We start from the raw sequence: 12,727 nt of genomic DNA on the forward strand, positions 1-12,727 counted from the left end.
TGCGAGGCCGGGCTTTTTTTCAGGCTAGATTTCGACCTGTGTGCCCAGCTCGATCACCCGATTGACCGGCAATTTGAAGAATCGCAGATTGCCGTTGGCGTTTTTCAACATGAACGCAAACAACCCCTCGCGCCAGCGCGCCATGCCCACCAGTTTGGAGGGAATCACGGTCTCGCGACTGAGAAAGTACGTGGTGCGCATCGGGCTGAAATCCAGTTCATCCAGATGACACAGCTTTAATGCTTGCGGCACATCGGGCTCATCCATGAAGCCAAAGTGCAGGATCACCCGGAAAAAACCGTCGCCATAGGCGTCCACTTCAAAACGCCGTTCGGCTGGCACCCGCGGCGAGTCTTCGTTGACCACCGTCAACAGCACCACTTGCTCATGCAATACCTGGTTATGCAGCAGGTTATGCAGCAACGCGTGGGGCACGGCATCCGGCCTTGCGGTCAGGAACACGGCCGTGCCTTGCACGCGATGCGGGGGCTGCACGCGGATGCTGCTGATGAACAGCGGCAGCGGCAATGCGTTTTCGTCCAGACGGTCCACCAGCAATTGCTTGCCCCGTCGCCAGGTGGTCATCAGCACGAACAGAACAATACCGGCCAGCACCGGGAAGGCCCCGCCCTGCACGATTTTCGGCACGTTGGCAGCAAAGAACAGCCCGTCCACTAGCAGAAAACCCACCAAAATCGGCACCGTGAGGATCGGCCGCCATTTCCACAGCAACAGCATCACAGCCGACACCAGAATGCTGGTGATCAGCATGGTGCCGGTCACCGCCACGCCATAGGCCGAAGCCAGTGCGCCCGAGGACTCAAAGCCCAGCACCAGCAGAATCACACCGACCATCAGCGACCAGTTCACAGCACCGATGTAAATCTGGCCCTGCTCGTCACTGGAGGTGTGCTGGATATGCATGCGCGGGATGTACCCCAACTGAATGGCTTGACGGGTCAGGGAGAACGCCCCTGAAATCACCGCCTGCGACGCGATCACCGTGGCCAGCGTCGACAGCACCACCAAAGGAATCAACGCCCAACTCGGGGCCAGCAGATAAAACGGGTTGCGCGCAGCTTCGGGGTTTTCCAGCAACAGCGCACCCTGACCGAAGTAGTTCAGCGCCAGCGCTGGCAGCACCAGAATGAACCAGGCACGGGCAATCGGTTTGCGGCCGAAGTGCCCCATGTCGGCATACAGCGCTTCGGCCCCGGTCAAGGCCAGCACCACCGCGCCCAGAATGGCCACCCCCATGCCCGGGTGGGACACAAAGAAACGCACGCCCCATATCGGGTTCAGCGCGTGGAGCACTTCAGGGTGTTGCGCGATCCCGTGGATACCCAAGCCGCCCAGCACCACAAACCACACCACCATCACCGGGCCAAACAGCTTGCCAATACTGGCGGTGCCATGACGCTGAATCAAAAACAGCAACACCAGCACAATCAAGGCCAGTGGCACCACCCAGTGCTCCAGCCCGTCGAAGGCCAGTTCAAGCCCCTCGACTGCCGATAACACAGAAATGGCCGGGGTGATCATGCTGTCGCCGTAAAACAACGACGCGCCGATCAGCCCAAGGATGACCAGCATCGTGCGCAGTTTGGGATAGGGAGACGCGGCACGACGTGCCAGTGCGGTCAGGGCCATGATGCCGCCCTCGCCCTGGTTGTCGGCACGCAAGATAAACAGCACGTACTTGATTGACACCACCCAGATCAGTGACCAGAGGATCAGCGCCAAAATGCCGAATACGCCGTCGTGGTTGACTTGAACCCCGTAAGCACCGGAAAACACCTCTTTGAGGGTATATAACGGGCTGGTCCCGATGTCGCCGTAGACCACCCCGACTGCTGCAACCAGCATCCCAATCGGCCTGGCTGTGGAATGCCCGCTTTCTGCCGCCTGACTACTTGCCTGCCCCATCAACCACTCCTACAACTCTGGTCTACGTTTCTTAATGGCGAGCGCTACGCTTGATCGGCAGCATGCGCTGATTGTCTGACTGTTATCTACGAAAAATCGCAGGTTAAAAACCCTACTTTCGCAACGGCGCGCAGCATAGCGCAGCACTCGTCGTAAATCCCCGTATAACGCTGGTCAAGTGCGTTGACCATAGCTAAAATTGCGCACTTTTTTTCACTAGAGGCGCATCAAGCGTCCGTTCGTCGTGCAGCCTTTACGGGCATGTAACGTCACTACATACCGAGGTTCGCCATGTCCACCGTTACCACGCCAGCCAACCCCAAGGTTGGCTTCGTCTCTCTGGGTTGCCCGAAAGCGCTGGTCGACTCCGAGCGCATCCTGACGCAGCTGCGTATGGAAGGCTACGATGTCGTTTCCACCTACCAGGACGCCGACGTCGTGGTGGTCAACACCTGTGGCTTCATCGACAGCGCCAAGGCTGAGTCGCTGGAAGTCATCGGCGAAGCCATCAAGGAAAACGGCAAGGTCATCGTGACCGGCTGCATGGGCGTCGAAGAAGGCAACATCCGCAACGTGCACCCAAGCGTGCTGGCGGTGACTGGCCCTCAGCAATACGAGCAAGTGGTCAATGCCGTGCACCAAGTCGTGCCGCCACGTCAGGATCACAACCCGCTGATCGATCTGGTGCCGCCCCAAGGCATCAAGCTGACCCCGCGTCATTATGCGTACCTGAAGATTTCCGAAGGCTGCAACCACAGCTGCAGCTTCTGCATCATTCCCTCGATGCGCGGCAAACTGGTCAGCCGTCCGGTAGGCGATGTGCTGGACGAAGCTCAACGCCTGGTCAAGTCCGGGGTTAAAGAGTTGCTGGTCATCTCCCAGGACACCAGCGCATACGGCGTGGACGTGAAATACCGCACCGGCTTCTGGAATGGCGCCCCCGTCAAAACCCGCATGACCGAGCTGTGTGAAGCGTTGAGCACGCTGGGTGTCTGGGTGCGCTTGCACTACGTTTACCCGTACCCGCACGTGGACGAGCTGATTCCTTTAATGGCAGCGGGCAAAATCCTGCCGTATCTGGACATTCCGTTCCAGCACGCCAGCCCTAAAGTGCTCAAGTCCATGAAGCGCCCGGCGTTCGAAGACAAGACCCTGGCCCGCATCAAGAACTGGCGCGAAATCTGCCCGGACCTGATCATCCGCTCAACCTTCATTGTCGGCTTCCCCGGCGAAACCGAAGAAGACTTCCAGTACCTGCTGAACTGGCTGACTGAAGCGCAACTGGACCGCGTAGGCTGCTTCCAGTACTCGCCGGTAGAAGGCGCACCGGCCAATGATCTTGACCTGGACGTCGTGCCAGACGAGATCAAGCAAGATCGTTGGGAACGCTTCATGGCGCATCAGCAAGCCATCAGCGCCGCACGCTTGCAGATGAAAATCGGCAAGGAGATCGAAGTCCTGATCGACGAAGTGGACGAGCAAGGCGCAGTGGGCCGCTGCTTCTTCGACGCACCGGAAATCGACGGCAATGTGTTTATTGCCACCGAAAAAGACATCAAGCCGGGTGACAAGATCATGTGCCGTGTCACCGATGCGGACGAATATGACTTGTGGGCTGAAGCGCTGTAACACGCCATCAGCTCTCAAAAAGCCCTGCCGCGCTCGCGTCAGGGCTTTTTTTACGACTATTGTTAAGCCATGCCCTTAATCACGGATGAGGAGACCTGCTCAGAATGAAGCCGACTTGGGTCGTTCAAACACCGAGCCTCAAAGATTTCAATGAACTCGCCAATGTGTGGGAAGCATCGGTTCGCGCCACCCACGATTTTTTGCCCCGCAGCTACATTCAGGAGCTTAGAGAGCTGGTGGAGCATCGCTACCTGGATGCCGTGATGCTGGTGTGCTGCCGCGACCCTGTGAACAAGCGCATTGCGGGGTTTGCCGGGGTGGCGGCGCGCAAGGTCGAAATGCTGTTTATTCACCCCGATTACCGGGGACACGGGGTGGGCAAGAGCTTGCTGATATTTGCCATCAACGAGCTAAACGCGACTGAACTCGATGTGAATGAGCAGAACCCGCAGGCCATCGGCTTTTACCTCAAACAAGGCTTTGAAGTGATCGGCCGCAGCGAAACAGACGGTCTGGGCGAACCCTATCCGCTGCTGCACCTGCGATATAAGCGCGCAACCCGAAGCCAGGACAAATGTTGCCGGGCTTAACCGGCTCGAGGCGGGTACAATAGCCGCCCAATTACATTACGGCCCTTGTCATGTCTGAACCGATACGTCTCTCCAAACGCCTCATCGAACTCGTCGGCTGCTCCCGCCGTGAGGCCGAACTGTTCATTGAAGGTGGCTGGGTCACGGTAGATGGCGAAGTCATCGACGAACCGCAGTTCAAGGTCGACAACCAAAAAGTCGAGCTGGACCCGCAAGCCAAGGCCACCGCGCCTGAACCCGTGACCATTCTGCTGAATGCCCCCGCCGGGCTGGACACCGACAGCGCCATGGCACTGATCGGCCCGGACTCCTTGAGCGAAGAGCACCGCTATGGCAAGCGCCCGCTTAAGGGCCACTTCCTGCGCCTGAGCGTGGGCAATGAGCTGCAAGCCAACGCCAGCGGTCTTTTGGTGTTTACCCAGGACTGGAAAATCGTCCGCAAGCTGACGGCCGACGCGAGCAAGATCGAGCAGGAATACGTGGTCGAAGTCTCCGGTGAGATGGCGCCTCATGGCTTGAATCGCCTCAATCATGGCATGACCTACAAGGGTCGCGAACTGCCTGCGGTCAAAGCCAGCTGGCAAAGTGAGAACCGCCTGCGCTTTGCGATGAAAAACCCGCAGCCGGGTGTCATCGCCCTGTTTTGCCAGGCCGTGGGCCTGACCGTGATTTCAATGCGCCGCATCCGTATTGGCGGCGTGTCGATGGGCAAGCTGCCCGTCGGGCAATGGCGCTACATGACAGCCAAAGAAAAGTTTTAACGACAGCTCAACCCCGCACATTTCGACACCGCAGCACGCCTGCGGTGCTCACTGCTGACTATCAGGATTGCTCACATGATTCATAACGACGTACTGCGCAGCGTGCGCTACATGCTCGACATCAGCGACAACAAAGTGGTCGACATCATCAAGCTGGGTGGGCTGGACGTCACCAAAGAAGACGTGCTGACTTACCTGAAAAAAGACGAAGAAGAAGGGTTTGTGCGTTGCCCGGACAACGTGATGGCGCACTTCCTCGACGGGCTGGTGTTCTTCAAGCGCGGTAAGGATGAAAGCCGCCCACCCGTACCGGTGGAACTGCCCGTGACCAACAACACCATTCTGAAAAAGCTGCGTGTGGCCTTCGAACTCAAAGAAGACGACATGCATGCCATTTTGAAGTCGGCAGGGTTCCCGGTGTCCAAGCCAGAGCTGAGCGCACTGTTCCGCAAGTTTGGCCACACCAATTACCGCACCTGTGGCGATCAGTTGTTGCGCAACTTCCTCAAGGGTCTAACCCTGCGTGTTCGCGGCTAAACCCTGAGGCACTGAAACAGCCCATGTCCTCGTTGTCCAAGGCTTCAACTTCATGACCTACAACGTGTCTGCGATAGGTTTTGTGCGCTCCTGCTTCAAGGAGAAGTTCGCCATCCCGCGCCAGCCCCAACTGGCGCCCGCGGCCCGTGGCGTCGTGGAGCTGATCGCCCCGTTCAATCAGGGCGATGCCGTGCAAGGCCTGGAACAGGTCAGCCACGTCTGGTTACTGTTTGTGTTCCATCAGGCCCTGGAGGACAAGCCGCGGCTCAAGGTGCGCCCGCCACGCCTGGGAGGCAACGCTTCCATGGGGGTATTCGCGACCCGCGCCACCCATCGCCCGAACGGCATAGGCCAGTCCGTGGTCAAGCTGGACAAGGTCGAGGCTGATCGGCTGCATGTCTCGGGCATCGACCTGCTCGACGGCACACCGATTCTCGATATCAAACCCTACGTCCCTTACGCCGACATCATCGCCGGCGCGAGTAACAGCATGGCCAGTGCAGCGCCGGTGCTGATTCCTGTGAGCTGGACGGACACGGCGTTGCAGCAGGCACAGAGCCACGGGCTGCGTCTTCAGGAACCGCTGGTGGAACTGATTGAACAGTGCCTGGCCCAAGACCCGCGTCCGGCCTACCAGACGCCAACAGCGCAACGTGAGTACGGCGCACAGTTTTGGGACCTGGATGTGCGCTGGCACTACCCGGAACCGGGCATGATCCGCGTACTGGAGGTCATTGCCGCGCGTTAAGTGCCCGACAGCAAAAAGCCCGCGCAGTCCTTGGACCCCGCGGGCTTTTTGTTGAACGACGCGGTTACTTCTCTACGAAGGCGCGCTCGATCAGGTAGTCACCCGGCTCGCGCATGCGCGGCGAAACGGTCAGGCCGAAGCTGTTGAGCACTTCACTGGTTTCGTCCAGCATGCTTGGGCTGCCGCACAGCATGGCGCGGTCGTCCTGCGGGTTGATCGGCGGCAGGCCGATATCGCTGAACAACTTGCCACTGCGCATCAGGTCGGTCAGACGCCCCTGATTTTCAAACGGCTCGCGGGTAACCGTCGGGTAGTAGATCAACTTCTCGCGTACCGCATCACCGAAAAACTCGTTCTGTGGCAGGTGCTCGGTGATGAATTCGCGGTAAGCGACTTCGTTCACATAGCGCACGCCGTGGCACAGAATGACCTTGTCGAAACGCTCGTAGGTTTCCGGGTCTTGAATCACGCTCATGAACGGCGCAAGGCCTGTGCCGGTGCTCAGCAGGTACAGGTGCTTGCCCGGCTTCAAGTCGTCCAGCACCAGCGTACCCGTAGGTTTTTTGCTGATGATGATCTCATCGCCTTCCTTCAAGTGCTGCAACTGGGACGTCAGCGGGCCATCCGGCACCTTGATGCTGAAGAACTCCAGATGCTCTTCCCAGTTGGGGCTGGCGATCGAATAGGCGCGCATAAGCGGACGGCCGTTGGGTTGCATCAGGCCGATCATCACGAACTGACCGTTCTCAAAGCGCAGGCCCGGGTCGCGGGTGCACTTGAAGCTGAACAGGGTGTCGTTCCAGTGGTGAACACTGAGGACACGTTCGTGGTTCATGTTGCTCATCTACGGGGCTCCTAATTTCGCCTGCGCTGACTATGGGCGCGATTGCATAGCATTCTAATGGCGAGGACAATATCTGTTAACTGAATTATCAAGATAAGGGTTATCGGTTATATCGATATGCGATTTACTCTCAGACAACTCCAAGTGTTCGTCACCGTCGCCCAACAAGAGAGCGTGTCACGCGCTGCTGGCTTGTTGGCCCTTTCCCAGTCCGCCGCCAGCACGTCGATTACCGAACTGGAACGCCAGACCAGTTGCCAACTGTTTGACCGTGCCGGCAAGCGCCTTAGTCTCAATGCCTTGGGACGCCAATTGCTGCCACAGGCGGTCGCGCTTCTGGACCAGGCCAAAGAAATCGAAGACTTGCTCAATGGCAAATCCGGTTTTGGCTCACTCACCGTGGGTGCAACCCTGACCATCGGTAACTACCTGGCCACGCTGCTGATTGGCAGCTTCATGCAAGCTCACCCCGAGAGCCAAGTGAAACTGATCGTTCAAAACACAGCGCATATCGTGCAGCAAGTGACCCACTATGAAATTGATCTGGGTCTAATTGAAGGCGACTGTAGCCATCCGGACATCGAAGTGCAGAGCTGGGTGGAGGATGAGCTGGTGGTGTTTTGCGCACCGCAGCATCCGCTGGCAGCGCGAGGTCACGCCACTCTGCAAGAGTTGACCCGCGAAGCCTGGATCCTGCGCGAGCAAGGATCCGGCACACGCCTCACCTTCGATCAGGCCATGCGCCATCATCAAAGCGCGCTCAACATCCGCCTTGAACTGGAGCACACCGAAGCGATCAAGCGCGCCGTCGAATCAGGGCTGGGCATTGGCTGCATCTCCCGCCTGGCGCTGCGCGACGCCTTTCGACGCGGCAGCTTGGTTGCGGTTGAAACCCCCGAGCTGGACCTTGCGCGGCAGTTTTATTTCATCTGGCATAAAAAGAAGTACCAGACCTCCGCCATGCGCGAGTTTTTGGACCTGTGCCGCGCCTTCACCGCCGGGGTACACCGCAGCGACGAAATCGTACTGCCCAATATCGCTTAAAGCAGGATCACCGCCCACACCACTGCAATCAGGGTCAGCACCACAAACTGCGCGGCGCTGCCCATGTCTTTGGCGTTTTTCGACAACGGGTGCAGGTCCAGGGAGATACGGTCGATCGCGGCTTCGATGGCCGAGTTAATCAACTCGACAATCAGGGCCAACAGGCACACCGCGATGAGTAACGCACGCTCTACCCGACTGACACTCAGGAAAAACGTCAACGGGATCAGTACCACGTTGAGCAACACCAACTGACGAAACGCCGCTTCACCGGTGAAGGCCGCACGCAGGCCATCCAGCGAATAGCCGCCAGCGTTCAAAATCCGTTTAAAACCGGTTTTCCCTTTAAAAGGCGACATATAAGTAACTGCGTAAGAAATGAGAAATGGACGCTAGATCACGCTTCGTCAAAAAAGCGTGAAGAGCGACCGATTAATGGCTCGAAATTGACTCCAGTTGTTGCAGAAGCAGCGCAGCCTGTGTGCGCGTACGCACGCCCAACTTGCGGAAAATCGCCGTCACGTGGGCCTTGATGGTCGCTTCCGACACGCTCAGCTCATAGGCGATCTGCTTGTTCAACAGCCCTTCACAGACCATGGTCAGCACCCGAAACTGCTGCGGCGTCAAACTGGCCAGACCTTCGCTGGCCGCTTTGGCTTCAGCAGACACTTGAACCTGTTCGAACGCCTGTGGCGGCCACGACACATCGCCATCGAGCACGGCGCGCACGGCCGTTTGAATCTGCTCCAAAGAGCTGGATTTTGGAATAAACCCGCTGGCGCCGAACTCTCGGGACCGCACCATCACCGAAGCCTCTTCCTGGGCAGAGACCATGACCACCGGAATTTGCGGATATTGCCCGCGTAACAGTACCAACCCGGAAAACCCGTAGGCGCCCGGCATGTTCAAATCGAGCAGCACCAGATCCCAATCCGCCTTGATGGCCAGCTGTTTTTCCAGCTCGGCAATACTGGCGACCTCTACCAGACGAACATCTGGTCCCAGCCCCAATGTCACCGCCTGATGCAAGGCGCTGCGGAACAGAGGATGGTCGTCGGCAATCAGGATTTCGTATGTGGCCATTTTTTAAATGATCCCGTTTCAGGCGAGTACTGACGCATTGCAGTACCCGCTAAGGCAACTTGAGCAACAGTGTCGACACCGTGCGTCAAAGGGCGCGTTTTACGCTAAACGTCGCGAAAAATAGGGGTTTGAACGGCAGCAGCGCCCGAATCGGCGCCAAGCATGCCCAGCGAATGCAAGAGGGTCAAGGATAAAACAGACGTCGCCTTTGAGCCCTGTCTGACATCCAGCACACCTGCAAGGCCGCGACTCTTTGACACACCCTGTCATTGCTGAAAATTGTAGCGCTACTTCTTTAGTCTATTGAGAGCGATTCTGGCGAAGGTCTTTTACAGAAAACGTCCAGCTCACGGTGCGCTGCGCTGCTTTCGTTGATCGGCAACTGATTGCGGGCATCGAGGTAGTGCTGGCTGAACACATCGAAGTAGGCGTCCAGCGCAGTAGAAGCCTGGGTATCGCCGGCCAGATCCAGGCACAGGCTCGCGACTTCTGCGGTGCATAAATGCTCGCTGCGGGTGGAGCGACGAAGTCGGTAGCGCGACAAACGCTCGGGCAACAGGCTCAGAATGGGCAACCGATCAAAGTAGGGGCTTTTGCGAAAGATCTTGCGCGCTTCCGTCCAGGTCGCGTCCAGCAGGATAAACAGCGGACGCTTGGCACTGTCGAGTTCAACGCTATGGGTCACACGCTCAGGCTCGACATATTCACCCGGAAACACCAGATACGGTTGCCATTGCGGGTCGGCCAGTAACGCCAGCAAGCCCGGATCGGTTTCGGTACGCGACCAAATGAAGGCGTAGTTGTCACTCACCACATCCGCAATCAACCACCCGGTATTACTTGGCTTGAACACTTCCTTTTTGGTCATGATCAGGCACACGCCCGCCCGCGTGCTGACCTGCGGTCGCCAGCGGCACAAGCAATGACTCGCGATCACCCGGCAGGTGTGGCAACGGGGCGCGCGTGAGCCGCGGGACAGGTAGGGTTTAGTGCTTTCCTCTTCTCGCTCGTCTCGTAAACGGGCGACTGCATTCGGGGAAAAAGTCATCAGGGTCATGTTTTTTACTTAAGGGGCAGATCGCCCGCTCGCCTCGGATGGGCGCAGGAGTCGATTCACTGAATAAAGGCGCGCAGTCTAACAGAGGCCACGCCCTGACGGCGGCGCCCGTGACGTGAGGCATTTCCTGACAGCGCAGGCTGACCTATACTCCCGCGCCACTGAACGCATAGACCTGTGGCGGGTCAAAGCCTGCGTCACTGAATCAGGAGAGTTTCATGCTGCGCTATATCATTCCGACCGTTGCTCTATTGCTCGCACTGCCTTTGGGCGCACAAGCGGCCTCTCTTGCAGAATTCAACCTGAACAAAACCCTGCGCCAAGTTGCCGAAAATAGCAACGTAGGCAAACCACGGGCAATCAACGCCGACTTGCTGGACAAAGGCTTTACTGTTGAAGGCACGGTACTGATCAATAACCTGGAAGCGAGTCCGAACCTAGCCGCCCAGATGCGCTCCGCACCAGAAGCGGCTATCCCCCAGTTGGGTCGCAGTGTTTGCAGCAATCCAAACTTCCGCAAGCTGATGACCACAGGCGCAACCATGCGCTTTAACATCCGGGAATATAAAACCAACAAGCCTGTGCTGGTTCAGGACATCGGCGCCGACAACTGCCAGCGCAAGAAATAACGGTTTAGCCCTCTAGGCCTGCACGCCGCATACCGATGCGGCGTGAACGGTCTCTGCACGTTTTACGATTCTTCATGCGCTTCAAGTAATTAGCGGTTGCCAGCCTTGGCGGTGCAAGACCATCATCAGGCCATCACTTTTGACACGGTGTGTCTGCGCTGTCTCATTCGCAGCGCCCAAAGGATGTTGTACTGAAGGAGACGTACATGCCTGACCAACCCCATGAATCCCTGCCTTTTGAACCTGAGCACTTGAGCCTTGATATTGCGACGCAAGTAGACGCTCAACTGCAGTTGATAGCACCCGACAGCCCTAACCGCCCGCTCTACCGCGAAATGCTGATGACCGTGTTGCGCATGGCCCACGACGACCTTGATCGCTGGAATGCCAAAATCACACTGCAAGCCATACGCGAACTGGAAAAGACGTTCCGCGTACTGGAGCAGTTCCGGGGCCGTCGCAAAGTGACAGTATTTGGTTCTGCGCGAACCCCCATCGAAGATCCACTGTATGCATTAGCCCGAGAAGTGGGCGCAACGCTTGCGCGATCAGACTTCATGGTCATCACGGGCGGCGGTGCTGGCATCATGGCAGCTGCGCACGAAGGCGCTGGGGCGAATCACAGCTTGGGCTTCAACATCACCTTGCCTTTCGAACAGCGCGCCAACCCCACCATTCTTGGCACCCCCAATCTGCTGGCGTTTCACTTCTTCTTCACCCGCAAACTGTTCTTCATCAAAGAGGCCGACGGGCTGGTCATGTGCCCTGGAGGGTTCGGCACGCTGGATGAAGTGCTGGAGGTGCTGACCCTGATTCAGACGGGTAAGACGCCGTTGGTACCGGTGGTGTTGCTGGACATGCCGGGCGGAACATTCTGGCAAAGCGCGCTGGACTTTGTTCACAACCACCTTGAAGCCAATCATTACATCTTGCCCAACGACCTCAAGCTGATGCGGCTGGTTCACAGCCCCGAAGAAGCCGTGGCCGAGATTAACCAGTTCTATAACAACTTCCACTCGACCCGCTGGCTGAACAAACTCTTTGCCGTGCGCATGAAACGCCCACTCAATGAGGAGGCGTTACATCAGGTTCAACAAGCGTTCGCAGACATTTGCCTGAGCGATGGCTTCCATCAGCACGTCGACGATGAGCCCGGCTTCAGTCATTTGACTCGCTTAAGCTTTGCTTTCAGTGGTCGCAATCAAGGCCGCCTGCGTGAACTGGTTGATTTTATAAACCTGCCGCGCAACTGGGCTGAACAATCGGGGGCGAGCTGTAACCCAGAGATGGGCACAACCTGCACTTAATGAGGCGTACTGAAACACGAAGGGCTTGAGGCACATCACAACGCTTGGCAGCGACAACCGCTGTTATCTGCAGTCGCTGCCAAACGCTGTGAGAGGTGTACTAATCATCAAACTCTCGGCCACTCAGCAGTCGACCGATCATTTCAAGCGAATAACCGCGATAGCTCAAGAAACGCCCCTGACGGGCGCGCTCTTTGGGATCTTCTGGCATGCATCCGGAAAACTTTCGCTGCCACGCCTCTTTCAACTGCTCTTGCCAGTTGATGTCAGACTCACGCAATGCTTGCTCAATATCCCCCCGCGCCAAGCCACGCTGGTTGAGCTCTTCACGAATACGCAAAGGGCCATAACCGGAACGAGCGCGATAGCGGATATAGCTTTCGAGGTAACGCGACTCTGACAACAGCCCCTCTTCCGTTAAACGGTCGAGGGCGATGTCGATCATCTCAGGGCAAGCGCCGCGCTGACGCAATTTGCGCGTCAGCTCGACTCGACCATGCTCGCGGCGCGCGAGCAGGTCCATTGCGGATCGCCGGATGGCGGTGAGGTCTTCCAGAACAGCTGTCATGGCT

General features: G+C 57.6%; 14 protein-coding genes. 8 read left to right on the forward strand and 6 right to left on the reverse strand.

The genetic code is table 11. The features are described from left to right. Positions 1–24: 24 nt before the first annotated feature. Complete coding sequence (locus BKD70_RS05790) at positions 25–1,926, reverse strand: potassium transporter Kup (protein WP_047274160.1); 1,902 nt, start codon at positions 1,924–1,926, stop codon at positions 25–27. A 291-nt stretch (positions 1,927–2,217) separates the two neighbouring features. Between BKD70_RS05790 and rimO the strand changes: the two genes are divergently transcribed. The 5 genes from rimO to tsaA all read left to right on the forward strand — a co-directional run bounded on the left by rimO (position 2,218) and on the right by tsaA (position 6,191). Then, positions 2,218–3,555, forward strand: coding sequence for a 30S ribosomal protein S12 methylthiotransferase RimO (rimO, locus tag BKD70_RS05795; protein ID WP_047274158.1), 1,338 nt, complete (start codon positions 2,218–2,220; stop codon positions 3,553–3,555). Between the two features lie 104 nt (positions 3,556–3,659). After that, positions 3,660–4,145, forward strand: a complete 486-nt coding sequence (locus BKD70_RS05800) for a GNAT family N-acetyltransferase (RefSeq protein WP_047274156.1) — start codon at positions 3,660–3,662, stop codon at positions 4,143–4,145. A gap of 50 nt (positions 4,146–4,195) precedes the next feature. Next, positions 4,196–4,906 (forward strand): rRNA pseudouridine synthase, encoded by a 711-nt coding sequence (locus BKD70_RS05805; protein ID WP_047274154.1) that lies wholly within the window; start codon positions 4,196–4,198, stop codon positions 4,904–4,906. A gap of 75 nt (positions 4,907–4,981) precedes the next feature. Further along, entirely contained in the window at positions 4,982–5,443 is a 462-nt protein-coding gene (locus BKD70_RS05810; protein WP_047274152.1) for a DUF1456 family protein, read from the forward strand. A gap of 52 nt (positions 5,444–5,495) precedes the next feature. Continuing rightward, on the forward strand, positions 5,496–6,191 hold the full coding sequence (gene tsaA / locus BKD70_RS05815) for a tRNA (N6-threonylcarbamoyladenosine(37)-N6)-methyltransferase TrmO (protein ID WP_047274150.1): 696 nt from the start codon (positions 5,496–5,498) through the stop codon (positions 6,189–6,191). 64 nt (positions 6,192–6,255) lie between these two features. On the opposite strand, the gene fpr is transcribed toward tsaA, so the two are convergent. Then, positions 6,256–7,035: a ferredoxin-NADP reductase gene (fpr, locus tag BKD70_RS05820; protein ID WP_047274148.1), complete on the reverse strand. Its 780-nt coding sequence runs from the start codon at positions 7,033–7,035 to the stop codon at positions 6,256–6,258. Positions 7,036–7,152: 117 nt separating this feature from the next. Here fpr and BKD70_RS05825 point away from each other — a divergent pair, with 117 nt between their 5' ends. Further along, the gene (locus tag BKD70_RS05825) at positions 7,153–8,079 is read left to right on the forward strand and encodes a LysR family transcriptional regulator (RefSeq protein ID WP_047274145.1); all 927 of its coding nucleotides are present in this window, start codon (positions 7,153–7,155) and stop codon (positions 8,077–8,079) included. Here the strand turns inward: BKD70_RS05825 and BKD70_RS05830 are convergent. The 3 genes from BKD70_RS05830 to BKD70_RS05840 all read right to left on the reverse strand — a co-directional run bounded on the left by BKD70_RS05830 (position 8,076) and on the right by BKD70_RS05840 (position 10,210). Beyond that, positions 8,076–8,438: a diacylglycerol kinase gene (locus BKD70_RS05830; protein WP_047274143.1), complete on the reverse strand. Its 363-nt coding sequence runs from the start codon at positions 8,436–8,438 to the stop codon at positions 8,076–8,078. The genes BKD70_RS05825 and BKD70_RS05830 overlap by 4 nt on opposite strands. Before the next feature lie 73 nt (positions 8,439–8,511). After that, positions 8,512–9,162, reverse strand: a complete 651-nt coding sequence (gene erdR, locus BKD70_RS05835) for a response regulator transcription factor ErdR (RefSeq protein ID WP_047274141.1) — start codon at positions 9,160–9,162, stop codon at positions 8,512–8,514. 295 nt (positions 9,163–9,457) lie between these two features. Continuing rightward, entirely contained in the window at positions 9,458–10,210 is a 753-nt protein-coding gene (locus BKD70_RS05840) for a tRNA-uridine aminocarboxypropyltransferase (RefSeq protein WP_047274317.1), read from the reverse strand. 227 nt (positions 10,211–10,437) lie between these two features. On the opposite strand from BKD70_RS05840, the gene BKD70_RS05845 reads away from it, so the two are divergent. Both BKD70_RS05845 and BKD70_RS05850 read left to right on the forward strand, forming a co-directional pair. After that, the gene (locus tag BKD70_RS05845; RefSeq protein WP_047274139.1) at positions 10,438–10,848 is read left to right on the forward strand and encodes a PA3611 family quorum-sensing-regulated virulence factor; all 411 of its coding nucleotides are present in this window, start codon (positions 10,438–10,440) and stop codon (positions 10,846–10,848) included. Between the two features lie 206 nt (positions 10,849–11,054). Then, positions 11,055–12,155: a TIGR00730 family Rossman fold protein gene (locus tag BKD70_RS05850; protein ID WP_047274137.1), complete on the forward strand. Its 1,101-nt coding sequence runs from the start codon at positions 11,055–11,057 to the stop codon at positions 12,153–12,155. A gap of 100 nt (positions 12,156–12,255) precedes the next feature. Here the strand turns inward: BKD70_RS05850 and recX are convergent, their stop codons facing one another. Beyond that, the gene (gene recX / locus BKD70_RS05855; protein ID WP_047274135.1) at positions 12,256–12,723 is read right to left on the reverse strand and encodes a recombination regulator RecX; all 468 of its coding nucleotides are present in this window, start codon (positions 12,721–12,723) and stop codon (positions 12,256–12,258) included. Between the last annotated feature and the right edge of the window lie 4 nt (positions 12,724–12,727).

The organism is Pseudomonas sp. BS-2016, assembly GCF_001806145.1.
Taxonomy (GTDB): domain Bacteria; phylum Pseudomonadota; class Gammaproteobacteria; order Pseudomonadales; family Pseudomonadaceae; genus Aquipseudomonas; species Aquipseudomonas lundensis.